General features: G+C 65.6%; 18 protein-coding genes and 1 tRNA gene. 4 read left to right on the forward strand and 15 right to left on the reverse strand.

The window, feature by feature from the left end; all coding sequences use genetic code 11:
- Nucleotides 1–40: 40 nt before the first annotated feature.
- From H7F51_RS06685 to H7F51_RS06735, 11 genes are all read right to left on the reverse strand, one after another.
- The gene (locus tag H7F51_RS06685) at nt 41–2,911 is read right to left on the reverse strand and encodes a TonB-dependent receptor plug domain-containing protein (RefSeq protein ID WP_185663459.1); all 2,871 of its coding nucleotides are present in this window, start codon (nt 2,909–2,911) and stop codon (nt 41–43) included.
- Nucleotides 2,912–3,210: 299 nt separating this feature from the next.
- The gene (locus H7F51_RS06690; RefSeq protein ID WP_185663460.1) at nt 3,211–4,554 is read right to left on the reverse strand and encodes a sensor histidine kinase; all 1,344 of its coding nucleotides are present in this window, start codon (nt 4,552–4,554) and stop codon (nt 3,211–3,213) included.
- On the reverse strand, nt 4,551–5,216 hold the full coding sequence (locus tag H7F51_RS06695; RefSeq protein ID WP_185663461.1) for a response regulator transcription factor: 666 nt from the start codon (nt 5,214–5,216) through the stop codon (nt 4,551–4,553). The genes H7F51_RS06690 and H7F51_RS06695 overlap by 4 nt, the downstream gene beginning before the upstream one ends.
- A gap of 127 nt (nt 5,217–5,343) precedes the next feature.
- Nucleotides 5,344–6,825 (reverse strand): glycerol kinase GlpK, encoded by a 1,482-nt coding sequence (locus H7F51_RS06700; RefSeq protein WP_185663579.1) that lies wholly within the window; start codon nt 6,823–6,825, stop codon nt 5,344–5,346.
- 37 nt (nt 6,826–6,862) lie between these two features.
- A complete protein-coding gene (locus H7F51_RS06705; protein ID WP_185663462.1) occupies nt 6,863–7,477 on the reverse strand; it encodes a 3,4-dihydroxy-2-butanone-4-phosphate synthase in 615 nt (204 codons plus the stop codon).
- Nucleotides 7,474–8,049 (reverse strand): NADPH-dependent FMN reductase, encoded by a 576-nt coding sequence (locus tag H7F51_RS06710; RefSeq protein ID WP_185663463.1) that lies wholly within the window; start codon nt 8,047–8,049, stop codon nt 7,474–7,476. Before H7F51_RS06710 ends, H7F51_RS06705 begins: the two co-directional genes overlap by 4 nt.
- The gene (locus tag H7F51_RS06715) at nt 8,031–9,533 is read right to left on the reverse strand and encodes a glycerol-3-phosphate dehydrogenase (RefSeq protein WP_185663464.1); all 1,503 of its coding nucleotides are present in this window, start codon (nt 9,531–9,533) and stop codon (nt 8,031–8,033) included. The genes H7F51_RS06710 and H7F51_RS06715 overlap by 19 nt, the downstream gene beginning before the upstream one ends.
- A gap of 18 nt (nt 9,534–9,551) precedes the next feature.
- Nucleotides 9,552–10,640: an LLM class flavin-dependent oxidoreductase gene (locus H7F51_RS06720; RefSeq protein ID WP_185663465.1), complete on the reverse strand. Its 1,089-nt coding sequence runs from the start codon at nt 10,638–10,640 to the stop codon at nt 9,552–9,554.
- Nucleotides 10,641–10,763: 123 nt separating this feature from the next.
- Nucleotides 10,764–11,678 (reverse strand): aldo/keto reductase, encoded by a 915-nt coding sequence (locus tag H7F51_RS06725; RefSeq protein ID WP_185663466.1) that lies wholly within the window; start codon nt 11,676–11,678, stop codon nt 10,764–10,766.
- The gene (locus H7F51_RS06730) at nt 11,675–12,733 is read right to left on the reverse strand and encodes a LacI family DNA-binding transcriptional regulator (protein WP_185663467.1); all 1,059 of its coding nucleotides are present in this window, start codon (nt 12,731–12,733) and stop codon (nt 11,675–11,677) included. Before H7F51_RS06730 ends, H7F51_RS06725 begins: the two co-directional genes overlap by 4 nt.
- Nucleotides 12,730–14,736 (reverse strand): alpha-glucosidase, encoded by a 2,007-nt coding sequence (locus tag H7F51_RS06735; RefSeq protein WP_185663468.1) that lies wholly within the window; start codon nt 14,734–14,736, stop codon nt 12,730–12,732. The genes H7F51_RS06730 and H7F51_RS06735 overlap by 4 nt, the downstream gene beginning before the upstream one ends.
- Nucleotides 14,737–14,942: 206 nt before the next feature.
- Here H7F51_RS06735 and H7F51_RS06740 point away from each other — a divergent pair, with 206 nt between their 5' ends.
- On the forward strand, nt 14,943–17,282 hold the full coding sequence (locus tag H7F51_RS06740) for a TonB-dependent receptor (protein WP_185663469.1): 2,340 nt from the start codon (nt 14,943–14,945) through the stop codon (nt 17,280–17,282).
- Nucleotides 17,283–17,415: 133 nt separating this feature from the next.
- Here H7F51_RS06740 and H7F51_RS06745 read toward each other — a convergent pair whose 3' ends face one another.
- Entirely contained in the window at nt 17,416–18,603 is a 1,188-nt protein-coding gene (locus H7F51_RS06745; protein ID WP_185663580.1) for an MFS transporter, read from the reverse strand.
- Between the two features lie 202 nt (nt 18,604–18,805).
- Here H7F51_RS06745 and H7F51_RS06750 point away from each other — a divergent pair, with 202 nt between their 5' ends.
- Nucleotides 18,806–19,891: a YeiH family protein gene (locus H7F51_RS06750; protein WP_185663470.1), complete on the forward strand. Its 1,086-nt coding sequence runs from the start codon at nt 18,806–18,808 to the stop codon at nt 19,889–19,891.
- Nucleotides 19,892–20,142: 251 nt separating this feature from the next.
- Here H7F51_RS06750 and H7F51_RS06755 read toward each other — a convergent pair.
- Nucleotides 20,143–20,233, reverse strand: a tRNA-Ser gene (locus tag H7F51_RS06755).
- Nucleotides 20,234–20,308: 75 nt separating this feature from the next.
- On the opposite strand from H7F51_RS06755, the gene H7F51_RS06760 reads away from it, so the two are divergent.
- Complete coding sequence (locus H7F51_RS06760) at nt 20,309–20,632, forward strand: DUF1905 domain-containing protein (protein WP_185663471.1); 324 nt, start codon at nt 20,309–20,311, stop codon at nt 20,630–20,632.
- Here H7F51_RS06760 and H7F51_RS06765 read toward each other — a convergent pair.
- Nucleotides 20,629–22,722 (reverse strand): RelA/SpoT family protein, encoded by a 2,094-nt coding sequence (locus H7F51_RS06765; RefSeq protein WP_185663472.1) that lies wholly within the window; start codon nt 22,720–22,722, stop codon nt 20,629–20,631. The two genes, H7F51_RS06760 and H7F51_RS06765, sit on opposite strands and share 4 nt — an antisense overlap.
- 118 nt (nt 22,723–22,840) lie before the next feature.
- Between H7F51_RS06765 and H7F51_RS06770 the strand changes: the two genes are divergently transcribed.
- Nucleotides 22,841–24,127 carry a hypothetical protein gene (locus tag H7F51_RS06770; RefSeq protein WP_185663473.1) on the forward strand — a complete coding sequence of 429 codons (1,287 nt, stop codon included), beginning with the start codon at nt 22,841–22,843 and terminating at the stop codon, nt 24,125–24,127.
- On the opposite strand, the gene hemF is transcribed toward H7F51_RS06770, so the two are convergent.
- Entirely contained in the window at nt 24,093–24,968 is an 876-nt protein-coding gene (gene hemF, locus H7F51_RS06775) for an oxygen-dependent coproporphyrinogen oxidase (protein WP_185663474.1), read from the reverse strand. The genes H7F51_RS06770 and hemF overlap by 35 nt on opposite strands.
- Between the last annotated feature and the right edge of the window lie 5 nt (nt 24,969–24,973).

The raw sequence follows: 24,973 nt of genomic DNA on the forward strand, positions 1-24,973 counted from the left end.
GACGCGCGCCGGGTCGCATGGCGCGCGTCCTCGAGGGAGATCAGAACCGGGCGCGGATGCCGGCGGTGAAATAGCGGCCGACCGGATCGTCGAAGGCATTGGCCCAGCCTTGCCCCGGGCCGCCGGCGCCGTCGTTGCCCGAACCGGCGGTCAGCGGCGGCTGGGTGTTGAACAGGTTGGTCACGTTGACGAAGAACTCCGGATGGGCCGGCGCATCGACCTTGAAGGTGAAGGTCAGGTCCGTATAGGCCAGCGGCTTGACGCTGCTGGCATAGATGATGCTCGCGCCGTTGCTGTTATAGGAGCTGGCCACCTGGCCGGTGTTCTGCATGGCACCGCGGAACCGTTCCTGCAGGTCGACCGCGAAGCCGCTGGTCACCTCGTAGTGCGCCGAGGCGGTGATACGCAGGGCTGCCGTGGCCTGGTAGTTCGCGGCGCAGTTGGCGGCATCGCCGCAGTCGAACGGGGTAACGCCCGGCTGCAGGATGCGGATGTGCGGCTGGTACACCCCGAGCAGGCGGAACGAGGCCGGACGGCCCGCCACTTCGCCGCGATAGTTCAGCTCCATGTCGAAGCCGTAAGTGGAGACCGAGGCGATGTTGAGATACTGCGCGGCGATGGCGGTGACGTTGTTGGTCGTCGCCGTCGAGGTGAAGCCGGCTGGACGGGTCTGCAGGCTGCAATAGGGCGAATCATAGCCGGTCGAAGCCGTGGCGTAGCAAGCGTTCTGCACCGCCTGGTCCCAGCCGCGCACCTGCTGGATTGCGTCCTTCACCTTGATGTAGAACGTGTCGAACGCGAGGCTGAAGCCCGGCAGGCTGCCCGGCTGCCACACGATCCCGGCCGACCGGGTGATGCCCTTTTCCGCCTTCAGGTTCGGGTTGCCCTTGTTGACCGTGTTGTAGGCCACGTTGCCCGCGCCGGTCAGGTAGTCGGTGCCGGTGCTGGGCACGATGCTGATCGCCTGGTACATCTGGTACAGCGTCGGCGCGTGAATATCGCGGGAGAGCGTGCCGCGCGCGGTCAGGCCGTCGGTCAGCTTCCAGATCAGCCCGGCCTTCCAGGTCCAGTAGTCCCCGGCGTTCGAATAGCTGGTGTAGCGGGCCGCGCCGCTGAAGGTCAGGTCCCGCACCAGCGGCAGGTTGCCCAGCAGCGGAACGCTCACCTCGAGCGCGCCTTCCTTCACGTACTGGGCGATTTCCGACCGGTTGCCATAGACCTGGCCATAACGGCTCGATGCCGTGTTGCAGTTGGCCAGCGGCGTATAGGGGCAGGAGACATATTCGTCGAACGGATGATCGGTATCGTACTGCAGCGTGACCTTGCGCCATTCGCCCGAAAGCGAGGCCTTGAACGGCCCGGCCGGCAGGTCGAACAGCGTACCGTCGATATGGCCGAGCACGTCGTAGAACTTGGTGTGGACGTTGAGGTGCGTGGTCCCGAGGACATAGGACATGGCCGCGGCGCTGGCCGAGGTCGGCCCGAACGGATTGAGCGGGACGCACGAGGGATCGGTGCCGTTGAGCTTGGCCCGGCAGACCACGTTGCCGCTGCCGTCAAGCACGGTGTCGAGCGCTTCGGCGATGTGCTGGTTGTCGGGGTTGTTGGTGATCGTGTCGACCAGCTTGGTATCGGCGTAAGTGCCGGTCAGGGCCCAGCCGAACTTGCCCAGATCGCCGTCGATGCCGGTGTTGAGATAGAGCTGCTTCTCATCGGCATTGTTGGCCATCAGCGGCGCCTGGCTGAAGATCTTGGTCAGCTTGAAGGTGGAGCCGCCCGCGCTCAGGGCGGTCTGCAGGTCGGAGGTCAGATAGGGATTGGTGCTCGACAGGGTGACGTTGTTGAGCGTCGCCCAGCCGTAGTACTGCAGGTTCTTCTTGTGGTTCCAGGCGCCCTGGATGAACATGTGCGGGCCGCCGTCGGCCTGGTAATCGGCGCGCAGGAATATCTGGTCGGCCGTCAGCGGCGACTTGATGCCCGAGTCGTTGTAGGCGCCGTCACCGCCGACTTCGGTGTTGTTGCCACTGGTGGAAACACCGTGATTGAACGCGGTCGCCACCCCATTGGCGTTGAACACGTAGCCGTTGAGCGAACAGGTGCCGCACGAGATCAGGCCGCCGAACGAGCGGTTCGACTGACGGACGTTGCCGTAAAGGGTGTAGGGATTGGCGGCGGTGCCATTGCCGCCGAAGGCATAGTTGTTGAGCCAGGCCCGGTCCTGCCGGGAGAGCACGCCATCGTCGTGATAACGGCTGACGCTGCCTTCGACGTGGAGGTTGTCACCCAGATTGCCGCCGGCTGCCACGCCCAGCTTGTAGCTGAAATCATCGCCGTAAGTGGAGATGCCCGACTGGGCGATGACCTTGACGCCCTTGAAGGTCTTGTCGGTGACGAAGTTGACCACGCCGGCCACCGCGTCGGAACCATATACCGCCGAGACGCCGCCGGTCACCACGTCGACCCGCTGGATCAGCATTTCGGGAATCGCGTCGACGTCGACGCCGCCGGTGAACAGGGTGGGCGGGAAGCGCTGGCCATCGAGCAGGATCAGCGTGCGATCGGGGGTCAGGTTGCGCAGGTTGATCAGCGAGGCCGCGCCATTGCCGCCATTGGGCGGCCCCGACTGCGAACCCGACGAAGGCCCCTTCGAACCGGCGAATTCGGGCAGGGCATTGAGACTGGCGACCAGCGTGGTCGGCTGGGTGCGGAGCAGTTCCTCGGCCGAGGCCACGGTGACCGGGGTCGGGCTGTTGTTGCCGTTGGTGATCAGGCGCGAACCGGTCACCACGATGTCCTGCGCGTTCGGCGCATCGGCGGGCGTTTCCTGCGCCTGTGCGCCGCCGCACAGCGCCACGCTTGCCGCGATCAGGATCGTGCTGCCCAGCAGCCGGGCCCCTGCGTTCCTCGTCATGTCATTCCCCTCTTGCTTGGCCGGCGCCAATCCGGCGCCCGCCTGTTTCTCCGGCCCTCGGCGGCCCATGCAGCTGGCGGCACGGGCGCAAGGGTTCGTTCCGGCCGGACAGGTCCGGACGGCCAAAATCTGGCGGATGACTGGAATTCGCGCCCGCGGCGCGATGCCTTACCGCTCCCTTGATGCCGGGCTGATCGGCCCGGCCTGTTCTGCGATGCGAACTTGCGGCGGCAATTTAAACCGAATGTGAATGAGCCGAATTTCGTCGCGCGGCATTGCGCCGAGGCGCACTAGCAAGCTCAAACCGGCTGATGCCCTTGCGCGCGGCAGGGCAGATCCAGCACCGCCCGCAGGCCGCCGAAGCGGGGCGAACGCGCCAGAGAGAGCGAACCGCCATAGAGATCCGCCAGTTCACGCACGATCGACAGGCCGAGCCCATAGCCTCCGGCAACCTCGTCAAGCCTGACGCCGGGCTGTACCACGCGTTCGAGTTGATCGCCGGGGATGCCGGGGCCATCATCTTCCACCGCGATCCGGACGCGCGCGCCTGCGCTTTGCGCCGCAACGGTCACCCGGGTAGCGGCAAATCGGCAGGCGTTCTCGATCAGGTTGCCGAGCATTTCGCCAAGATCCTCGGGATCGACCGCGACCGGGGTGGGATCGGGTATCTCAAGCACGATCGCCGCGCCTGTGTTGCCGCCGATCATCGCCATCGTGGCGCGCATCCGCTCGGCCGTCTCGGCCACATTGGCGTTTGCCCTTGTGCCGAGCGCCGCGCCGGCGTGGCGCGCGCGCCGCAGATGATGGGTCACGCGCTGGCCGATCTCCGCCACCAGTGCGAGGCTTTTCGGATCCGCCTGGTGCATTTCAAGTTCGAGCGACAGCGTGGACAGCGGGGTCTTGATGGCGTGGGCGAGGTTCGCCGCATTGCGCCGCGCCGCCTCCAGCGCAGCATCGTTGCGCGAGATCAGGGCGTTGACCTCGCTCGCCACCGCGCTGATGTCTCCCGGCAGGCCCGCCGACAAGGCGGGCGCCTTGCCCATGCGCACGTCGGAAACCTCGGCAGCCAGTTGCCGCAACGGGCGCAGGCCAAAGCGCACGACCAGCCCGGCACCGACGACCAGCAGGGCATAGGCGGCAAGGAGTGCCTCGGTCAGCACGCGGCGGGTATCGGCGATGGCCCGGTCCACCAGCAAGTTCGGGGCCATGACGGTGACCGTTACCGGGCCCGTGGGATGACGCGCCACCCTGCTTCGGGCGTGCATGGCCTGGCCCTCGGGATTCTCGCCGAACACCGTCACGATGTTGTCCACCGCGTTGCGCTGCACATCCGGCGCCCGGGCATTGAGCAGTGGCTCGCCGCCCTGCCAGCTCCCGCGCGCCGAGGTCACCTGCCAGCCCCAGCCGTTGGCGGGATGCTGCAGTTCGGGAAAGGGATAGAGCATCCCGCGCTCTAGCCGGCCATCCGCTCCCACCGCGCGCTCGAGTATGCGCACTTCTGAATCGATCTTGTCGTCGAGGTTGCGCATCATCGCCAGCCCGACCACGGTGGTCGTGACGTAGGACGCGGTGTAGACGGCCGCCGCCGGCACGATGATCGCCACCAGCGCCATGCGCTGATGAATGGTCAGGCGCAGCTTCATCCTTGCCGGGCTGTCAGCCGATAGCCAAGACCGCGCACCGTCTCGATCATTTCGCGGCCGATCTTGCGGCGCAGACGGCCAATGATCACGTCGAGCGAATTGCTCTCCACATCGTCGGCATAGCCATAGAGATAGTCGCTCAGCGAACTGCGCTGGACCACGATTTCCTTGTTGTGCAGCAGCTTCTCCAGCAGCCGCGTTTCAAACGCGGTGAGCGAGAGGATGTCCTCGCCCATGTAGAACGCCCCGCTCAGGATATCCTGGCTCAGCCGGCCGCAACGGATCACCCGGTCCGCCGGCCCGCGCGACCGCCGCACGAGGGCCTTGAGGCGCAGCAGCAGTTCCTTGGCCAGGAACGGCTTGGTCAGGTAATCGTCGGCCCCGGCGGTAAAGCCCGCTTCCTTGTCGCTCCACCCGTCACGCGCCGTCAGGATCAGCGTGGGGCACGAGAGCCCCGCCCGGCGCCATTCCCGCAGGACCTCCAGGCCGTCGAGCCTGGGCAAGCCAAGATCGAGCACGGCGCAGTCATAGGCCTCGCTGCGCCCGAGATGGACTGCGTCCTCGCCGTTGCGAGCGACATCGATGGTCAGGCCTTCGCGCTGGAACAGGCGGACGAGAGCTTCGGCCAGTTCCGGATCGTCCTCGGCAAGCAGGATCTTCATCGTTCATCTCCCCGCTCCCACGCTACCGGGACGGGGATGCGCCGGGACATTCAAACCATGCCCCGGGCGCTTGATTGCGAGGGTGAGCGCCATGCCGGTACATTCCGGTTGCCGCTGGCCCGTCAAATCAAGCGGCGCATTGTGCCAGCTGGCTCGTCAGCAATTCGTGCCACAGCTCAAGGCGCGCCGCGCGGCGCTCTTCCTCCATCCTCGGCGCAAAGTACGACACCTCCGGGCGCATCCGGCCTGCCTGCTGCAACGATGCATCATAGCCGCATCCAACGCTTGCCAGCATGGCAGCGCCCAAAGCGGTCGTCTCGACGTCCCGCGGCCGCTCCACCGGCAGGTCCAGCACGTCCGCCAGGTCCTGCGCCACCCAGTTGTTGGCGCTCATGCCGCCATCAAGCCGCAGCGTCCGCCACGCACACCCATCGCCTTCGTAGGCCTGCTTGAGATCGTGCATCTGGTGCGCCATGGCCTCAAGCGCGGCGCGCACGATGTGCGCGCGGCCGGTGGCGTGGGAAAGCCCGGCAATCACGCCGCGAACATTCGCGCGCCAGTGTGGCGCGCCGAGCCCGGACAGGGCGGGCAGGATGCAGACGCCGCCATTATCGGGCACCGAGGTCGCCAGGCTCTCGGTTTCCGCCGCCGAACCCACCATGTGCATTTCATCGCGCAGCCACTTCACCAGGCTGCCCGCGACGAAAATCGAGCCCTCGAGCGCATAGACCCTCTCGCCCTGAAGCTGCGTGAGCACGGTGCCAAGCAGGCGATGAGTCGAGCGCGGCGGCTTGAAACCGGCATTTGCGAGGACAAATGCCCCTGTCCCGAGCGTGACCTTCACGTCGCCAGGCGCCCGGCAATTTTGCCCTATGGTCGCCGCCTGCTGATCGCCGGCAAGCCCGCAGATCGGGATCGCCGCCCCCAGGAGGTCGGCACGGGTCGACCCGAATTGCCCTGCCATGTCGACGATTTCCGGCAGGCTTGAGCGCGCAACGCCATGAAGCTTAAGCAGTTCGTCATCCCAGTCGTTGCCCGCGATCGGCATCAGCATCGTTCGGCTGGCATTGCTGGCATCCGTGATGTGGAGACCGCCCGTCAGGTTCCACACCAGCCAGCTTTCGACCGTACCGAACGCGAGGCGGTCGCCGAGTTCCCGGGCCAGCGGCTCATGCTCCAGGATCCACGCCATCTTGGTCGCCGAGAAATACGGATCGACCAGCAAGCCGGTGCGCTCCTGGATCATGGGTTCATGACCGGCATCGCGCAGTTCCCGGCACCGCTCCGCCGTACGGCGATCCTGCCAGACGATCGCCCGCGTCAATGGCGTACCGGTCTTGCGATCCCACGCCACGACCGTTTCTCGCTGGTTGGTTATCCCGATTGCGCCGATCCGGTCGCCACCGCCAGCTTGGGCAACCATGTCCCGGGCGCAGGCCAGCGTCTTGTCCCAGATCTCGGCCGCATCGTGCTCGACGCGGCCTTCCGACGGATAATATTGCGTAATATCGCGCCGGCTGATCCCCAGTATCTCTCCGGCGACCGAATATAGGATCGCCCGGGTCGACGTTGTCCCTTCGTCGATGATAAGAAGTGGACGTTCCTGCACCATGCCTCTCCGATTTCTCTGGCTGACCGCCCCGGTATCAACTGCCACCATTTGCCTGATCGAGCGCTGCGAGCAGTTCCGTGATGTCGGCCACCGCAATGTCGTGTTTGGCGATAAGGTCCGCGATGTCGTCAACGCGGGCCATTTCCCCGTCGTCGCGCATGATCGAGCAAATCACGGCGGCCTCACCCGCGCCCGCCAGGCGGCACAGGTCGATCGCGGCCTCGGCGGCAGCAGGCCTTTCGCGCACTCCGCCAGCCACCGTGATCAAGGGAAACACATGACCGGGCGAAACCAGATCGTCGCCGGTCTTGCCCTCCGTTGTCGCAACGCGGATCGTTTCGGCCCTGTCGGCCGCCGATATGCCGGTCGTCACGCCGCTCCGCGCTTCGATCGATCGGCCGAACGGCCTGCCCGATTGCCGTTCCGCCCCGGCGGTAAGCAAACTGATCCCGAGCCGCACCGCGCGTGACGGCGTGATCGCGAGGCAGATCAGCCCTCGGCCATGCGTCGCCATGAAGTTGACCGCATCGGGGGTCACGTGCCTTGCCGCAATGGCAAAATCGATGTCGCCGCCACGCAGCCTGTCGCCGGTGATGACGATGATCTTGCCCTCGCCGATGGCGTCGAGCGCTGTCTGGAGGCGCGTCACAGCGCGGCTCTCTGGCCGGCGAAGCCCAGTGCCCCCTGGACAACCTGATCTCCGACGATCTCAAGCTGCATCCTGGCCCTGTCATCGAGGCATTCGCCATTGGGCGAGAACAGGCCGGTATAGGTTCGCACCGTTGCCCCCATGGGCGTTGGCCATCCCCGCAATGCGTGCACGATGCTGCGCAGCGTGTTCATCGTGCTCATGGTCGCCTGATCGCCATAGGCCGTTGCGATGAGGCCAACGGGCCGCCCGTCGAGATAGGGTCTCGCATCCTTGGCGAGGTCCTCGAGATAGTCGAGTCCGTTCTTGACCAGCCCGGAAATCGAACCGTGATAGCCCGGCGCAGCGATGATTATCCCGTCCGCAGACCGGACCGCCTCGACGAGGGCCTCGCCATCGCCCGGCCGATGCGCCGCGCTGCGATAATGGGGAAGCGCGGCAAGATATTCGCCCCCGAATACCGAAACCTGCGCACCGTGTGTCCCGGCTCGCGCCGCGGAAAGGCGCAGGGCCAGTTCGGTGGTGCTTCCGGCCGAAACCGTTCCGCCGATTGCTACGATGCTGAGCGCCATACCGGTTCCTCTCCATCTAGAAATGCTGCAAGGGCCGCTGATTGCGCCGCGTTCAACCGGAGGCCGAGCTTGGTCCGGCGCCAGAGTATGTCGTCGGCAGTTCGCGCCCACTCGCGCGCCGCAAGATAGCGCACCTCCCGCTCGGTGAGACCAGCCCCGAAATGTTGCCCGCAATCGGCAAGTTCCTTGGCATCGCCCAGGATGTCCGTTGCCAGTGTGCCATAGCTGCGCGCCAGGCGCAGCGCCCAGGCCGGCGCGAGAAATGGATAGCGCCGCGTCAGGTCCGCAATCAAACGGGGCACGTCGCCAACCTCGAAATCGCCGCCTGGCAAGGCCGCATTGCCGGTCCAGTGCGGCTGGCGCAGCGGCTCCAGCCGCGAAGCGAGCTTGTCGACCGCTTCCTCGGCAAGGTGGCGATAGGTCGTGATCTTGCCGCCGAATACCGACAGCAGTGGCGGCCCTTCCGCAGGGTCGGACAGTTCCAGCCGGTAGCCGCGCGTGGCGGCCTCGGGCTTGCTCGACCCGTCGTCAAGCAGGGGACGCACCCCCGAGTACGACCAGACGACATCGCCCGGAGCAATCTGCTTGCGGAAATACCGATTGGCGCCCTCGCACAGATAGGCGATTTCTTCCGCGCTCGCCCGCACCTTGCCGAGGCCGTCCTGATGATCCCGGTCGGTCGTCCCGATCAGCGTGAAATCCTGCTCGTAGGGGATCGCGAAGAAGATCCGCCCGTCGGGCAGCTGGAAGAAATAACTGAAATCATGCTCGAAGATCCGCCGCACGACGATGTGCGATCCGCGAACCAGGCGCATGCGCCGGTCGCCGTGCAGTCCCGCACGGCCCAGCAGGTCGAGCACTGCCGGGCCTGCCGCGTTCACCACCGCGCGAGCTTCGAAAACCCCCTGGTTGGTGGCAATGCGCCAGCGATCCGCCAACCGCTCCAACTGCTCGACCTCGCAGCGCGTGCGCACCTCGGCGCCGCGATCGGCCGCGTCGCGGGCATTGAGCACGACCAGCCGGGCATCATCCACCCAGCAATCCGAATAGATGAAGGCTGATTTGAACTCGCTCTTGAGCGGTTCACCGCCGACGTGCCCGGGCAGGCGAACCGTCTCCGTCGCAGGCAGCCGCTTGCGACCGCCAATGTGATCGTAGACGAACAGCCCCAGGCGCAGCAGCCAGCGCGGCCGCAAGCCTGCCACATAAGGCAGGATGAACCGCATGGGCCGGATGATGTGCGGGGCAATCGCCCAGAGCCGCTCCCGTTCGGTGAGGGACTCGCGGACCAGCCCGAACTCATAGTGCTCCAGGTAACGAAGGCCGCCGTGGATGAGCTTGGTCGAAGCCGAAGAGGTCCCGCTCGCAAGGTCGCCGGCCTCCAGCAGCAGCACGCGCGCACCGCGGCCTGCGGCATCGCGCGCGATGCCGCAGCCGTTCACGCCGCCGCCCACTACAACGAGATCGAACATGTCGTTCGCCATGATGCAATCTTTCGCCGGTCAGCCTTCCAGGGGCCCATGCTGGATGCGCGGCAGGACATGGCGCGCAAAAAGGTCGGCCTCCTGCGCATGGGGATAGCCCGACAGGATGAATGCCTCGATTCCTTCCGCCTGGTAGGCGCGCAATTTGGCGAGCACCTGGTCGGGCGTGCCCACGATCGCGGCACCGCAGCCCGATCGGGCTCGTCCGATGCCGGTCCACAGGTTTTCCTCGACGAAGCCGTCGCCGTCCGCCGCGCCGCGCAGTTCGGCCTGGCGCTGCACGCCGAAGTTCTTGGCGTCGAGCGACTTTTCCCGGATCGCCTTGCCCGCTTCCTCGTCCAGCTTGGACAGGAGGCGATCGGCATAACGGCGCGCCTCGTCCTCGGTTTCGCGCACGACAACGTGGACGCGGTATCCGAACTTCAGCGTCCGGCCGAAGCGGGCGGCACGCGCCTTCATGTCCGCGATCGTCTCGCGCACCTTGTCCATCGTGTCGGGCCACATCAGGTAGACGTCGCAACCTTCGGCCGCACATTCGCGCGCCTCGTGGCTCAGGCCGCCAAAATAGAATGCCGGACAGGTCCCCGAAATCGTGCCGATGCGCGGCGGATCGAGCTTGAGCTGGTAGAACTCGCCCTGATGGTCGAGATGCTCCCCGTTCAGCAGGGTGCGCACGATCTTCATCACTTCGGTGGCACGGGCATAGCGCGGGCCGCTCTCCAGCTTCTCGCCGGGCATGTCGGAAGAGATGACGTTGACGTTGAGCCGTCCGCCCGTGCCCGCCGCGTTGGGCCCGAGGATCCGCTCCAGCGTGGCGATCCGGCGTGCCAGCTGCGGCGGCCAGTCCTCGCCGATGCGCGTTGCCCACAGCAACTTCATGCGCCGCACCTGCGTCGCCACCGCCGCGGCAAATGCCGTGGTGTCGAGGCCGAGCTGATAGCCCGATGGCAGGAGGATATTGTCGAAGCCGCCTTCCTCGGCCCGCATGACGATATTGCGGCAGTGTTCCCAGCTGGATTGCAGGTAGCGGTCGGGAACCCCGAGAAACTCATAGTCGTCGTCGCAGAGCGCTGAAAACCAGGCGATCTCGCATTTCTGTTCAGCCATCTCGATATCCTCTCTCACGTTCTGGCGCCCGCCATCGTCACTTCACCCGAAGCGAGCGCGTCGCATGCAATCCGATCTGTTGGCGCCCCACCGTGTTCGGTGCGGTGCGCCGGAAATCCCGGTTCAGGGCAAAGGTTCGCCCCGTGCGGCCACCAGCACCGCATACCATTCCTGCTTGGTCCAGCGGACCTGGCCCGCGGCCAGCCCCTCGACGATCCGCGCCGGGGTCTGCGAACCGATGATGGGAACGATGCCGGCCGGGTGCGCCATCAACCAGCTGTATGCGGCCACCGTCCGCGAAACGCCCTGGTCGCGGGCCACGCTGTCAAGCGTCGCCGCCACGGCCTTTTCGCTGGCGCTGCGGGGATCGGCCAGCCGGCCGCCGCCGAGCGGCGACCATGCCAGTGGGACGAGCCCCATGGTCATGGCCTGGTCCAGCTCGCCATTCTCAAGGCAGGCTATGCGCAGCGGACTGATTTCCGGCTGGGTCGATACCAGCTTGTGCCCCAGGAAGCTCGACAAGGCCGCAACCTGGTGGATCGTGAAATTCGACACGCCGAGCGTGCGAACCTTGCCGGCGGCAACGGCATCGTCCAGCGCGCGCGCCACTTCCTGCGGGTGGGCGAGGATGTCCGGGCGGTGCACCTGCCACAGGTCGATGCAATCGACCTGCATCCGGCGCAGCGAGGCGTCGATCGCCTCGGCCAGGTAGGTCGTGCTCTGGTCATAGGGCAGGGGCGGCAGGATTCCGCCCTTGGTCGCCAGCACCATTCTCCCGCGCAGCGACGGATCGCCGGCCAGTACTTGGCCGAGCAGAGCCTCGGCGTCCCCAAAGCCGCTCTTCCCGTCAAACCCGTAGATGTCCGCGGTATCAAGCAGGGTTATTCCGGCATCCAGCGCGGTGTTCACCAGATGCGTCGCTTCGGAAACCGTGCGATTGCCTTCGGCCAGGCGCCACATTCCCCAGGCGATCGACGAAATGGCGATGCCGCTGTCGCCCAGCATGCGGGTGGGGTGGGGCAGGGGCAGTTGGCTCATGGTGTCTTCCTGTATGGCGGCGCGACAGATGCGCGCTCGATGAGGATATGAGGCAAGCGGCGGTGCGTTAATTCTCCGCCGGAGATCAGGATCTCCGTGGCCGTGCGGCCAAGCTCCGCCATTGGCTGGTGGATGGTGGTCAGTGGCGGCCAAACCGTCCTCGCCAGGGTCGTGTCATCGAATCCGGCGACCGACAGCTCGCGCGGCAGATCGATGCCCCGGCAATGCGCCTCGGCCAGGACGCCGGCGGCCATGTCGTCGTTTGATGCGAAGATCGCGGTCGGCCGGTCGGGCAGTCCCAGCAGCGCCTGCGCAGCACGGACGCCACTGTCGAAATCGAACTCACCCTCTTGTACCAGCGCCGGCTCGAACTTGATCCCGGCCCGGTCGAGCGCCCGGCGGTAGCCAAACAAGCGGTCCTCGGAGGCCATGTGGCTCTGGTGGCCCTTGATGAAGCCGATGCGCCGATGCCCGGCATTGACCAGATGGGTCGTCATGTCGTCCGCGGCCTGCGTATCGTCCATGAAGACCGAGCTTGTCAGCGCATGGTTGGTCCCCGGGGAAATGCGGACAAAGGGCAGGTCCAGCGTTTCGAGCATTCGCAAGACCCGCTCGCAATCCGTCACCGGCGAGGACAGGATGATGCCATCGACGTGGGTTTCCGTGACCAGTCCGCGCACCTGTTCGCCCACATCGGGATCGCTGACGTCCACGGGCTGGGCCAGGAGGCGAATATTCTGCTCCTTGCAGACTTCCCAGCACCCGGTCTGGATCTGGAACATGTAGTAGGGGCTGTGATTGTCGTAGATCAGCGCAATCTGGTTCGATTTCGATCCCGAAAGAATTCGCGCGGCAATGCTGGGACGGAAGTCGAGTTCCTGCATGACCGCCTCGATCCGCGCCCGCGTGTCGGCACTCACATAAGGATGGCCGTTGAGCACCCGACTGACCGTCTTCACCGCAACCCCTGCCTTGGCGGCCACGTCGCGGATGTTGGCGCGCTCGGTTCCGCTTCGCGCGCTCTTGGAATTGTCGGGGGAACGGTAATCACTCATGCCAGTGCCTCCGGCAGGCTGGCGAAGTGATCGGCAAATGCGCTGCCGGGCCGATAGAATACCGGAGGCTGACCGATCGGGGCCGCAACCTGGTGCGTGCCCGGCTGATGGTCCTGCCCGGTCCATACATGCCGCCAGACTCCTGGTCCCGGCAGGATTACTTCACGCATATTTGCCCCTTCCTCGATGACAGGCGCTACCAGCAGGTCCTGGCCATAGAGGTATTGCGTCTGCACGGCCCGCAAAGTTGCATCGCCCGGATAGTGGAGGAACATCGGCCGCTGGAGCGGCAGCCCGGTCGTTGCAGCCTCGTTGCAAAGGTGGCGCACATAGGGTGCAAGCCGCGCGTGTACCCGGCTCCACCGCGCGAAGCATGTCAGCAATTCGGGGGTGGAATCGTACTGCAGGTTGCTGTCCGGGCGATTGCCCTCGTGGCTGCGCATGACGGGCGCGAAAGCCGCCAATTCGGCCCAGCGCTCAAGCAATTCCGCGCTTCGCACGTTGCCATGGAGCGAAGTGTATCCGCCGCAGTCCGAATGGCTGTAGGCATTGCCGAGCAGTCCCGCCGAAAGAGCGGCGGTAATCACCGTGCCGATCCCGTCGTGGCGCGTGAAATCGACCGATTGATCGCCCGCCCAAAGCAGGGGGCAATGAGCCTGAACTCCCGAAAAACCGGCACGCATGAAGAACACGGCATCGCCAGTCAGCCCGCGCGACGCCACGGCCATGGCATTGACTTCTGCCCAGAGAACCGGCCAGCGATTGTGCGCTTCCATGGGGTCCGAGCCGTCAGCCAGGCGAACGTCGGTCGGCAGGTATTCGCCAAAGTCGGCCATCCAGCCGCGAATGCCGATGTCGAGCATTTCCCGTCCCAGGATGCGCTCGGCAAACCATGCGCGCGTCTCGGCCCGGGTGAAGTCGACCACGCCGCAGTCGAACTCACCGAAATCGACGAGGTAGGGCTCGTCATCGTCCTGGCGGAGCGCGAAATGCCCCCCGGCCCGTGCCTCGGCAAAGAGTTCGCCGTCAACCGCGAGGTAGGGGTTGGCATAGGCCATGAAACGGATGTCGCGGCTGGCCAGGTCGGCAATTCGCTCCCGCAAGCCGGGATAGCGCTGTTCGCTGCGCGATCCCAGTTGCCAATCCCAGAACAGGCGGCGACCGAAACTCGTTTCGCGCACACCCGCCCAGTCTTCGCACCACAGTGCCGATACGGCGGTTCCGGCCGCCAGGTAATGCTCCAGCCGCTCGAAGCTGCGTGCGCCGGCCTTGAGCCCGACCACCGCCCCGCTGATCGCCCAGTCCGGCAGGGCCGGCTGACGGCCAAACCGGCGGGAAAGGCTGGAAACCAGGTCGATCGGCCCCTGGGCCGAGAACAGCTCGAACCGTGCGGCGCAGTTCCATGTCTCCACGCCGTGCCAGGCCGGATCGCGGCAATCGATCACGCTGTAGCAGCTGGCATCGAGATGCACGGCAAGCCAGCGCGACGTCATGAACGTCGGCTGCGGATAATTGGTGTTCCAGTAATCACCGCCCGCCATGGCCTGCTCGTCCATCAGGCGGGTCAGTTCGGTCGTCTTGTCCCGGCCGACGCCCGGTTCGCTGGTCCACATCGGGAACGAGCGGCCGTTCAGGGCAAGGTAGCTCATCTGCTCGCCCCCGCCCCACACCGTCTCATCGGCCTCGGCATGAAACCGCACGATCAGGCGGTCGTAGGCCGGATCCAGCGCCGTGATCGAGAATGTGTTCCCCTGCACATCGAGGCGCGCGACGGGCTCGCCTTGGCTGAGCCAGGATACGCTGTTCAACGAAACCACGCATTCCGACGGCTCGAGTCGGTCGAACGGTTCGTCCTCGATGTGAAAATTGCCGAGCTTCATCGTCACGCGCGCATGGCCGCGTGACATGGCCAGCGCTGGACAGTCTGGGCGATGGCGCAACACGATTTTCTCCGCGAAATGCAGATCAAACCCGCCGCCTGCTGCCGAAATTCGAACTTCCACTGGCCTTCACTCTCCCGGAACGGCGCTTGGGGCGCTCTTGCATGTCGTCGGAGGCGCTGGTCGCCGCCCTGACATGACACCGCTTGACATATCGGGCCATTGGACGCAATTCAAGAGGCAGCGAAGCGGTAGAGGCAAAATGCCCAGGCCGCACAGGTGAATGACCGGGTGCGAAGTCATGCCACCCGGCGGGAAGGGAGAGAACCATGAAAGCTTTGCTTCGTCTGTCGACTGCGCTGCCCGTCGTCATCGCAGCACTGGCAGTGCCAGCCCATGCGCAACAGGCCAATCCAGCCGCCGAGGAAGCGTCCGACGCGCCCGTGGCCGAAATCGTCGTAACGGCACAGAAGCGTTCGGAAAACCTGCAGAAAGTTCCGCTCGCGGTTTCGGTCCTTTCGGGCGAGGCGCTTGCCCAGGCCGCCCGGCCCAGTATCGAAAGCGCCGCCCAGATGGTGCCCTCGCTCAACTTCCTGAAATCCGGCACCACGCTCAACCAGACCATCTTCCTGCGCGGGGTCGGCACGGCCACGTTCTCGATCGCCGGCGAACCGTCGGTCTCGACCGTGGTCGATGGCGTGGTCTATGCCCGTTCGGGCGAGGCGTTCAGCGACCTTGTCGATATTGCCCAGATGGAAGTGCTGCGCGGTCCGCAGGGCACCCTGTTCGGCAAGAACGCGTCGGCCGGCGTGATCAACATCACCACCCAGATGCCGAAGCACGAACTGGGCGGCAGCGTCGAGGCCAGCTACTTCGACCGCAACGAATTCCGGGCGAAGGCCGTGCTCAACGTGCCGCTGGGCACCGACCTCGCCGGGCGCTTCACCGGCTTTTATGGCGAATATGACGGCAACATCCGCAACGTCACCCGCAATACCTGGGTCAACGGCTACAAGCATTACGGCGCCCGCGGTCAGGTCCTGTACGATCCATCAGCAGACCTGCGCATCTATGTCGCGGCGGACTATCACAAGAATGACGACAATTGCTGCGCCGAGGTCATCGGCACCGGCGCGCTGACCGGCGCAGGCGTACCGACCACCAGCCTCGCTTTCAACGTGCTTCCGTCTCCTCAGGGCGCGGATACCAGGGCGGTGGCGCAGGATCTAATTACCGCGACCAAGGAAGAAGGCTGGGGCGTTTCGGCCCAGGCAGACATCGCGGTGGGCAGCCACACGCTGACCAGCATCACGTCCTACCGCAAGTGGAACAACACCGAAATCCGCGATGGCGACTGGCTCGACCGCGCCTATGCCGGGTTCAACCAGTTGCACGACAACGGCCCGCAACGGACCAATACCTTCACGCAGGAACTGCGCCTGACTTCGCCGGGCAAGCAGTTCCTGGATTATGTGCTGGGCGCCTATTATTCGCGCGCATATTCCGAGCGCACCTTCCAGCGTGACGACGTGGTCTGCAATGCTGCGGTAACGGCGCCGGCCAATACGCTGATCCCCTGCGGCAGCGTCAATGCCGATCCGTCGACATTCCCCTCAGCGGTTGCCCAGTTCGGCTCGACCTTCCGCAATTTCGCGCTTTTCGGCCAGGCCACGGTCAACTTCACCGATCGCCTGCGCATCGTTGGCGGCCTGCGGTACAGCCATGACGAGCTGTCCGTATTCCATAGCCGCAACACCACCCTGGCTGGTCCCGCCATCTCGCCCAGCTTCCCCGCCACCACCAGCGGCACAGGCCAGCCGGCCGCTCCGTTCACGGACAAGACCAGCAAAGACAACCTGTCGGGCAAGGCGGCGATCCAGTTCGATGCCAGCCGCGATGTGGTGGCCTATGCCAGCTACACGCGGGGCTACAAGGGCCCGGCCTACAACATCTTCTTCAACCTGAGCGCGACCGGCACGAACGTGATCGATGCGGAAACGTCCGACGCGTTCGAAGTGGGCCTGAAAAATACCCTGCTGGATGGCAGGATGACGCTGAACATTGCCGGGTTCTTCGCCAAGTATCACAATTTCCAGGCTAACAACCCCGATCTGGTTGCCGGCTCGGTTGTTTCACGCTTCACCAACGCGGGCGAGGTTTCCACCCGCGGCATTGAAATGGACCTGAACTGGCGCCCGGTCTCCGACCTTTCGATCACCGGGGGCCTGGCCTATACCAATGCCCACGTGGATCAGTTCAAGGTTGCCCCCGGTGCGGCCCCCACGGCGATCATCGCGCCGGGCAGCAAGCTGGCCTATGCCCCCGAATGGAAGGGCTCGCTCGCGGCCGACTACCGCTGGCGGACCGGCAGCATCGTCGACGTGTTCTTCGGCGTGCAGGGTAACTACCAGTCCTCGCAAATCTCGCTCTTTACCCCCAACACGGTGCAAACCCAGTTCGGCACCATTCCGGCCTACGGCCTTGTCAATGTCTCGCTTGGCATAGGCGATGCCAGCGACAAGTACCGCCTGACCTTCCAGGTCCGTAACGTCTTCGATCAGTCCTACATCTCCGCCGTTCAGGCAGGCGGCCCGGGCGGCTCCTTCCGCTACCAGATCCCGCGCGACGCCGATCGCTATTGGGGGCTGACCGGCCGCGTGAACTTCTGATCGGACGAAGGCCGCCGCCAGCGGCGGCCTTACCCCCAAAAAAACAGGCCCCTCGTCGCAGGACGAGGGGCCTTGGTTTATGGGGCCGAGCCCTTTTTCATACCTGATCCTGCGGGATCTCAGACCCGCCGGATCACAGGTTGGCGAGTTCGAGCCGCGGGATCATCAGGTGAATGAAGGCCAGTGCGGCAAGATAGGCCAGACCGCAAATGGCGAACATCGGGACATAGCCATAGCCGTTGCCGAGCGACCATCCGGCCAATTCGATAATGCCCGTACCCGAGAGATTGCCCGCCACGGCGCCAAGCGCGACGACGCTCGCCACCCGGACTGCCGGAACGATATCGGTGGTCATGCCGAAGATGTTGGTCGAGAACCCCTGGTGCGCAAACAGCCCCAGGCCGATCAACACGGCGGCCAACCACGGATTGGCAGTCAGCAAGGCCAGCGGCATGGCCAGCACGACCAGCGCATAGAACAGCATGGACATCTTGCGCGCGCCGTCGACCGTCGATCCGCGCGACAGCAACACGGGATAGAGCCCGCCCGACGTGATCGCGCCAAGCGCGGCCAGACCGAAGATTACCGCGATCGGCCAGCCCAGCGCGCCTTGCCCCATGCCGAACTGGCGGTTGAAGAAGTCTGGCATCCAGAACAGCACGAACCACCAAACGCAGTCGGTCAGGCCCTTTGCCCCGATCACGGTCCAGGTGCGGCGATCGCGCAGCAAGATCCGCCATTGGACCGGTGCGCGTTCCGGCACGTTGCCGAGCGGCTGCAAGCGGCCGGTCCCGAAGATCCAGCCGATCAACCACAGGAAACCAAGGCCGCCGGTCACCAGGAAGGCAGCCTTCCAGCCGAAGGCCAGGGCGAAGGGGGGAATCAGGATCGGTGTCAGGATCGCACCGATATTGGGGGCAGTGTTAATGAGTCCGATAGCGAAATTGCGCCTGGTGGCGGGAAGGTAGATGGCCGCAGCCTTCAATCCTGCGGGGGTGCTCACCGATTCCCCAACGGCCAGTACGATCCGTGCGGACACGAACTGTTGCACGGTCGCGGCGAGGGCATGGGCCATCCCGGCCATGCTCCATGCCGTAACCGCGACGGCGTAGGCGATCCGCACGCCCAGCCTGTCGACGAACCAGCCGACGAACAGGAGCGCGCCCGCTGCCGCAACCTGGAAGGAGGAGCCGAGATGCGCATAGTCGGCATCGCTCCAGTTAAATTCCGCCTCCAATGTCGGTTTCAGCAGGGCCAGCACCTGCCGATCAACATAATTGAGCGCATTGCCCAGGAACAGCAGCGCAACGAGCAGCGTCATCGCGCCGGAAGCCACATGATTGGCGTCAACCTGGGGATGCGCGGATGCCTCCACCCGCGGTAATTCGGCCATTTCATTCTCCCAATAATCTGGCGCTCAAGCGCTTCTGGGCTTGCACCCTAACGCATGCGGAGGATAAGGAAAGCGAATATGACACCGTCGGACATACGGCCGGCGCAAGAACAAGTCGGGAGACGTGGAAATGACCGGACAGCACGCCGGGGGCGATTGGAACCTGCCATATGGCGGGGATCTGTTCGGTGAGCTTCAACTGGCCGAAACGGCATCGGATCAGGCCGTCCGTCCGCGCGAGACACTGTTCCCTGGCGTGGCCGCCTGCGCCGTTGGTTCGGCCGCGGCGGCGTGGCTATCGGATCACTACGGGTTTCCCATCATTCTCCTCGGTCTGCTGGTGGGTCTTTCGCTGAACTTCATCTCGCACGATGTGCGCACCCATCGGGGCCTGGATTTCGCCTCACGCTCATGCCTGCGGTTGGGCATTGTCGTCCTGGGCCTGCAGGTTACGCTGGCGCAGATCGGCGCGCTGGGCCTGACCCCGTTCATTGCGCTCCTTGCCGTCATGATCGCCGCGTTTTTCGCCGCCGTGCTCGGCGCGGGCATCGCCGGCCAATCCCGCTATGCCGGAATTCTTGCCGGCGGCGCGACGGCGATCTGCGGCGCCAGTGCCGGGCTGGCCCTGTACGGCGTGATCGGCAAGGACCGATTGAGCCAGGCCCAGTTCGCGCTGACACTGGTGGGGATATCGCTGGCGAGCGCGTTTGCCATGTCGGTCTACCCCCTGCTCGCCGCAGAGTTTCATCTTTCGGACCGCGAGGCCGGCTTCCTGATCGGCGCCTCGATCCACGATGTCGCCCAGGCCATCGGCGGGGGATATGCATTTTCCGATGTCGCAGGCTCCTACGCCACGATCGTCAAACTGGCGCGCGTCGCCCTTCTCGGCCCGATCGTTGCGCTGACCAGCATCATGCTTGGTGGCGGCAAGGACGGGCCCAAGCCTTCCTTCTGGCGCCGACTGTCGATGCCCTGGTTCATCACCGCCTTCCTTTTGGTCCTGTTGATCAACAGCACAGTCAACATTCCCCCCAGGTTCAGCCAGGTAGCCCTGACAGCTTCCAAGGCGCTCCTCCTTCTGGCGGTCACTGCCACGGCGATGCGTTCACGTATGGACTTGCTGATCGAAGCTGGCTGGCGGGCCATAATTCCGGTTGTGACCGCCACTTTGGCCAGCTTCGCAGCCGCCCTTGCCTTTGCTATCGCCCTGCTGTGAGGGAGGTGTCTCCGGGGTGCTGTCAAGCGGAAGGGGCGGGGCAGGGGCAAGGGTAAGTGCCTGGAGCCAGTTTTTGCGGATGGCGAATACATCGCGCTCTCGAAAGCCGCCGAGATTCGGTCCAGCGATTATGTTGGCATCTGCCTTGTGCCGGATGCTGTCCAACCGGATGAGCCGCCCATGGGCGCACCTCTGCTCCAATTTGGCCGCTGGCGTTCGCCTCAGGCATTGCATCCATCGGGGAGCAGGTATGGCGGAGCGGGAGGGATTCGAACCCTCGATACGCTTTTGACGTATACTCACTTTCCAGGCGAGCGCCTTCGACCACTCGGCCACCGCTCCGCATGCACTGGAAGGCAGGCCCCTAGCGCCACATCGCCGCTTCCGCAAGGCGCGAGACGGTGGCACCACACAGGGATGAGCGAACAAATTGCCTTCACCGGCCCGCTGTGGGTCTGGACCGGCGCCAAGGGTGGGGTGTGGCACTTCGTCACCATCACCGGCGCGGCCGCTGGCCAGCTTACCGAAACGGCGCTGATGCGCCGGCTTGAGGGCCTCGGGCGGGGCTTCGGCTCGCTCAAGGTCTCGGCCACGATCGGGGGCAGCACGTGGCAGACCTCGGTTTTCCCGCAGAAGGACGCGGCCGGAAGCACCGGATGGCTGCTCCCGGTCAAGGCCGCCGTGCGCAAGGCGGAAGGGCTCACGGCGGGCGAGCCCGCCGAACTGGAACTGCGTTTCTAGAGCCGGTCGGCGCTCGCCACGGCCTCGCTTGCCCTGAGGGCCGAGACGATCCGCGTCAGGTGGGCAAGGTCACTCACCTCGATGTCCACCTCGTAGGTCCCGAAAAGATCGTCACGCTGGAGCATTTCCAGCCGCACGATGTTCGCCCGCGCATTGGCGAAGATCCCGGTCATCTCGGCCAGGGTGCCGGGACGGTTGTATAGCTCGCAGCGGATCTGGCCGATCGCGCCGGTCGTCCGCTCGCCCCACGACAGGTCGAGCCAGTCGGCATCCACCCCGTCGGCCAGCTTCATGCAGTCGATCGCGTGGACCTCCACCCCTTCGCCGGGGCGCCTGAGGCCAACGATGCGGTCGCCCGGCACCGGGTGGCAGCATTCGCCGAGCTTGAAGGCCACGCCCGGGGTCAGCCCGCGGATCGAGATGGCGCGCTCCTGCTTGGGCCAGTCGTCCGGCTCGGCCAGATTGGCCGCGCTGCCCGGTACCAGCGCCTCCATCACCGCGCGATCGGACAGCTTGGCCGTGCCGATGGCGACCATCAGGTCTTCCTCGTCCTCAAGGCCCAGCCGGCCCACCGCCTCGCGGATCGCCTTCTTGCCCACCCGGGTCGGCAGGCGGCCGGCGATCTCGTCGAACAGCTTGTGGCCGATCGCGGCGATTTCCTCGCGCTCCTTGGCACGCACGGCGCGGCGGATAGCGGCGCGGGCCTTGCCGGTCACCACGAAGCTCAGCCAGGCCAGCTGGGGCGAGGAGGTCTTGCTCTTGATGATCTCGACCACGTCGCCATTGCCGAGCGGGGTGCGCAGCGGCATGTGCCGCCCGTTGATCTTGGCCCCCACCGCCATCGAGCCGAGATCGGTGTGGACGGCATAGGCAAAGTCGATCGGCGTCGCGCCCTTGGGCAGCTGGTGCAGCTGGCCCTTGGGGGTGAAGGCGAAGATCCGGTCCTGGTAGATGGCCATGCGCGTATGCTCGAGCAGTTCCTCGGCATCGTGGCTGGCATCGACGATTTCGATCAGGTCGCGCAGCCAGCGCGTCTCCCCGTCGGGGCGGATGCCGCCCTGCTTGTAGCTCCAGTGCGCGGCGAGGCCGAACTCGTTGGTCTCGTGCATGTCGCGGGTGCGGATCTGCACCTCCATGCGCATCGCCTTCTGGAAGATCAGCGAGGTGTGGAGCGAGCGATAGCCGTTGGATTTCGGGGTAGAAATGTAGTCCTTGAACCGCCCCGGGATCATCTGCCAGGTCCGGTGCAGAACGCCGAGCGCGGCATAGCATTCCTCCACCGAGTCGACGACGACGCGGAAGGCCATGATATCGGTGATCTGCTCGAACGAGACGTGCCGCTCGGCCATCTTCTTCCAGATCGAATAGGGGTGCTTCTCGCGCCCTGAAACCTCGACCCTCAGCCCCGCCTCGGCCAGCGCCTGCTTGATCTGGAGCGCGATCGAGCCGACCTGCCCGCCTTCGGAACTGCGGATCTGCGCCAGCCGCCCGGTGATCGTGGCATAGGCCTCGGGCTCGATCTGCTCGAAGGCGAGCAGTTGCATCTCGCGCATGTATTCGTACATGCCCACCCGCTCGGCCAGCGGAGCATAGATCTCCATCGTCTCGCGGGCGATGCGGCGGCGCTTGTCCTCGCTCTTGATGAAATGGAGCGTGCGCATGTTGTGCAGGCGGTCGGCCAGCTTGACCAGCAGGACGCGCAGGTCCTCGCTCATCGCCAGCAGGAACTTCCTGAGGTTCTCCGCCGCCCGCTCGCTCTCGGTCATCGCCTCGATCTTGGAGAGCTTGGTGACCCCGTCGACCAGCCGGGCCACGTCCGGCCCGAACAGCTTGTCGATCTCCTCGATCGTGGCGAGGGTGTCCTCCACCGTGTCGTGGAGCAAGGCGGTAACGATCGTCTCCTGGTCCAGCTCCAGCTCGGTCATCAGGCCCGCCACTTCCACCGGGTGGGAGAAATAGGGGTCGCCGCTCGCCCGCTTCTGGCTGCCGTGCTTCTGCACGGTATAGACATAGGCCCGGTTCAGCACCGCCTCATCGGCGTCCGGGGCATAAGCTTTCACACGCTCGACAAGTTCATACTGGCGCAACATCGCTTTCTAGATGGGGTCAAGCACCGGCATAGGGCAAGCACAGTTTTTGCATTTGCAGCAATCGCCTGCCCGCCGGTACACGAAAGCGGCGCAGGGGTGATCGGGGGAAAGCAGCGGCATGAGGGAAACCACGCGGCATCGCCTGATCCCGGCGCTGGCAGGCCTTGTCGCCTTCTCGGTGATGGCGCTGTTGTGGGTCGGCGGGCTGCAGGCGTTGTTCTACGCGGTCGAGACCCAGTGGGGCGTCTGGCCGGGCGACTATCCCTTCAGCGACCTCGCCGGTGTGCTCAGCGGGATCGAATGCAAGGGCCGGGGGATCGATCCCTATGTCACCAACCCGTGTGACGCCTGGGGCCGCCAGTTCGACTATCCGCCCGCCTGGCTGTGGCTCTCGGCCCTGCCGGTCACCACCGGTTGGCTCGTGCCCGCCGGGATCGCGCTCGATCTCGCCTTCCTCGCCTCGCTGCTGCTGCTGCCGCCCGCCCGCACCGCGCAGGGGGCGCGGCTGGTCGCGGCCGGGGTCCTGTCGAGCGTGACCCTGTTCGCGGTCGAGCGGGCCAACAACGACCTCGCGGTATTCATCCTCGTCGCCATCGGCGCGGCCCTGCTGTCGCGGCGGCGCCCGGCGCTGCTCGGTTACGCGGCGATCTATCTGGCCGGCCTGCTCAAGTATTTCCCGCTGGCCGCCATGGCGCTCGCCCTGCGTGAGGCGCCGGGCCGGTTCCTCGCCGTCGCCGCAGCGGCCCTCGCCGTCACCGCGCTGTTCGCCGCCGCGCACCATGCCGAGCTGGCCTCGGCGCTGGGCACGATCCCCTTCGGCTCGCCCTTCCGGATGGTCTACGGCGCGGCCAACCTTGGCGGCGGGCTGGTCATGCTCGGCGCACCGGTGGCCGCCGGTCATGCCGTCACCGTAATCGCCTCGCTCGCCGCCCTTGGGCTCGGCGCGGCCCTGGGCCTGCGCCCGTCCGCCAGCGCCGCGATCTCCCCGCTCACCCAGCCCGAACGGGTCTTTGCCCTCGCGGGCGCGGCCATGGTGCTGGGGCCCTTCTTCACCGCCCAGAACATCAATTACCGGGCGGTCCACATGCTGCTCATGCTGCCGGCTCTGGTCGCCCTGAGAGAAACCGGCGCCGCGCGCCGCTATGCCAGCCTGTGCTGGGTCGCGCTCGCCGTGCTGTGGATGGATTTCTTCCGGATCAAGGTGCTGACCCTCGCCTACACCTTCACCGGCCTTGCCCAGCACCTGATCGAGGCGATCCCCGGCTTTCTCCTGCGCGAGGCGCTGTGGTGGTGGCTGGCGGTCCACACCGTGGCGCTGACCACCGCCCTGCTGCGCGATTGCCCGGTAGCTGGCTGGATCGCCCTTCGGCTCAGGCCCAGTTCGCTTCCGGTGGCAGGCTCATGAGGATGGCGTCGATATTGCCCCCGGTCTTGAGCCCGAACAGCGTGCCCCGGTCGTAAACGAGGTTGAACTCGGCATAGCGCCCGCGCCATTCCAGCTGCTGGCGCTTATCGTCCGGGGTGAAATCCATTCCCATCCGCCGCCGCACCAGCTTGGGGAAGATCGCGAGGAAGGCCCGGCCCACGTCCTGCGTAAAGGCGAAATTCGCCTCCCAGGCCGCATCGTCCCCGCATTCGAGGTGATCGTAGAAGATCCCGCCCACCCCGCGATGGACCTTGCGGTGCGGGATGTAGAAATAGTCGTCGGCCCAGGCCTTGTACTTCTCGTAGTAATCCGCGCCGTGGGCATCGCAGGCCGCCCGCATCGCCGCGTGGAACTCGGCCGTGTCCTCGGCATAGGGCAGGGGCGGGTTGAGGTCGGCCCCGCCGCCGAACCAGGCCTTGGTCGTGGTCAAAAACCGGGTGTTCATGTGCACTGCGGGCACGTGGGGGTTGGCCATGTGCGCGACCAGGCTGATGCCCGTGGCGGTGAAGCGCGGGTTTTCCGGATCGGCCCCGTTGATCGACCTCGCGAATTCCGGGCTGAAGCTGCCGTGGACGGTCGAGACGTTGACCCCGACCTTCTCGAACACCTTGCCCTTCATCAGGCCCTGTACGCCGCCGCCAAGATCACCGGCCGCATCGCCGCTTTCGGCGCCGACGCCGGTGCGCTGCCACGGGGTATAGGCGAAGGCGGCCTCGCTCCCGGCCTCGCGCTCGATCGCCTCGAACTCGGCGCAGATCGCGTCGCGCAGGCTCTCGAACCAGTCCTTGGCGCGGGCGGTGAAGGGGCTCCAGTCGGTCATTTCGG

Origin of the sequence: Novosphingobium flavum (assembly GCF_014230315.1) — a bacterium.
Taxonomy (GTDB): domain Bacteria; phylum Pseudomonadota; class Alphaproteobacteria; order Sphingomonadales; family Sphingomonadaceae; genus Novosphingobium; species Novosphingobium flavum.

Excerpts from the sequence above, each read along its gene's own strand:
- H7F51_RS06685 (WP_185663459.1), bottom strand. The coding sequence starts at position 2,911 with ATGACGAGGAACGCAGGGGCCCGGCTGCTGGGCAGCACGATCCTGATC.
- H7F51_RS06690 (WP_185663460.1), bottom strand. The coding sequence starts at position 4,554 with ATGAAGCTGCGCCTGACCATTCATCAGCGCATGGCGCTGGTGGCGATC.
- H7F51_RS06695 (WP_185663461.1), bottom strand. The coding sequence starts at position 5,216 with ATGAAGATCCTGCTTGCCGAGGACGATCCGGAACTGGCCGAAGCTCTC.
- H7F51_RS06710 (WP_185663463.1), bottom strand. The coding sequence starts at position 8,049 with ATGGCGCTCAGCATCGTAGCAATCGGCGGAACGGTTTCGGCCGGAAGC.
- H7F51_RS06715 (WP_185663464.1), bottom strand. The coding sequence starts at position 9,533 with ATGGCGAACGACATGTTCGATCTCGTTGTAGTGGGCGGCGGCGTGAAC.
- H7F51_RS06720 (WP_185663465.1), bottom strand. The coding sequence starts at position 10,640 with ATGGCTGAACAGAAATGCGAGATCGCCTGGTTTTCAGCGCTCTGCGAC.
- H7F51_RS06725 (WP_185663466.1), bottom strand. The coding sequence starts at position 11,678 with ATGAGCCAACTGCCCCTGCCCCACCCCACCCGCATGCTGGGCGACAGC.
- H7F51_RS06730 (WP_185663467.1), bottom strand. The coding sequence starts at position 12,733 with ATGAGTGATTACCGTTCCCCCGACAATTCCAAGAGCGCGCGAAGCGGA.
- H7F51_RS06740 (WP_185663469.1), top strand. The coding sequence starts at position 14,943 with ATGAAAGCTTTGCTTCGTCTGTCGACTGCGCTGCCCGTCGTCATCGCA.
- H7F51_RS06745 (WP_185663580.1), bottom strand. The coding sequence starts at position 18,603 with ATGACGCTGCTCGTTGCGCTGCTGTTCCTGGGCAATGCGCTCAATTAT.
- H7F51_RS06750 (WP_185663470.1), top strand. The coding sequence starts at position 18,806 with ATGACCGGACAGCACGCCGGGGGCGATTGGAACCTGCCATATGGCGGG.
- H7F51_RS06760 (WP_185663471.1), top strand. The coding sequence starts at position 20,309 with ATGAGCGAACAAATTGCCTTCACCGGCCCGCTGTGGGTCTGGACCGGC.
- H7F51_RS06765 (WP_185663472.1), bottom strand. The coding sequence starts at position 22,722 with ATGTTGCGCCAGTATGAACTTGTCGAGCGTGTGAAAGCTTATGCCCCG.
- H7F51_RS06770 (WP_185663473.1), top strand. The coding sequence starts at position 22,841 with ATGAGGGAAACCACGCGGCATCGCCTGATCCCGGCGCTGGCAGGCCTT.
- hemF (WP_185663474.1), bottom strand. The coding sequence starts at position 24,968 with ATGACCGACTGGAGCCCCTTCACCGCCCGCGCCAAGGACTGGTTCGAG.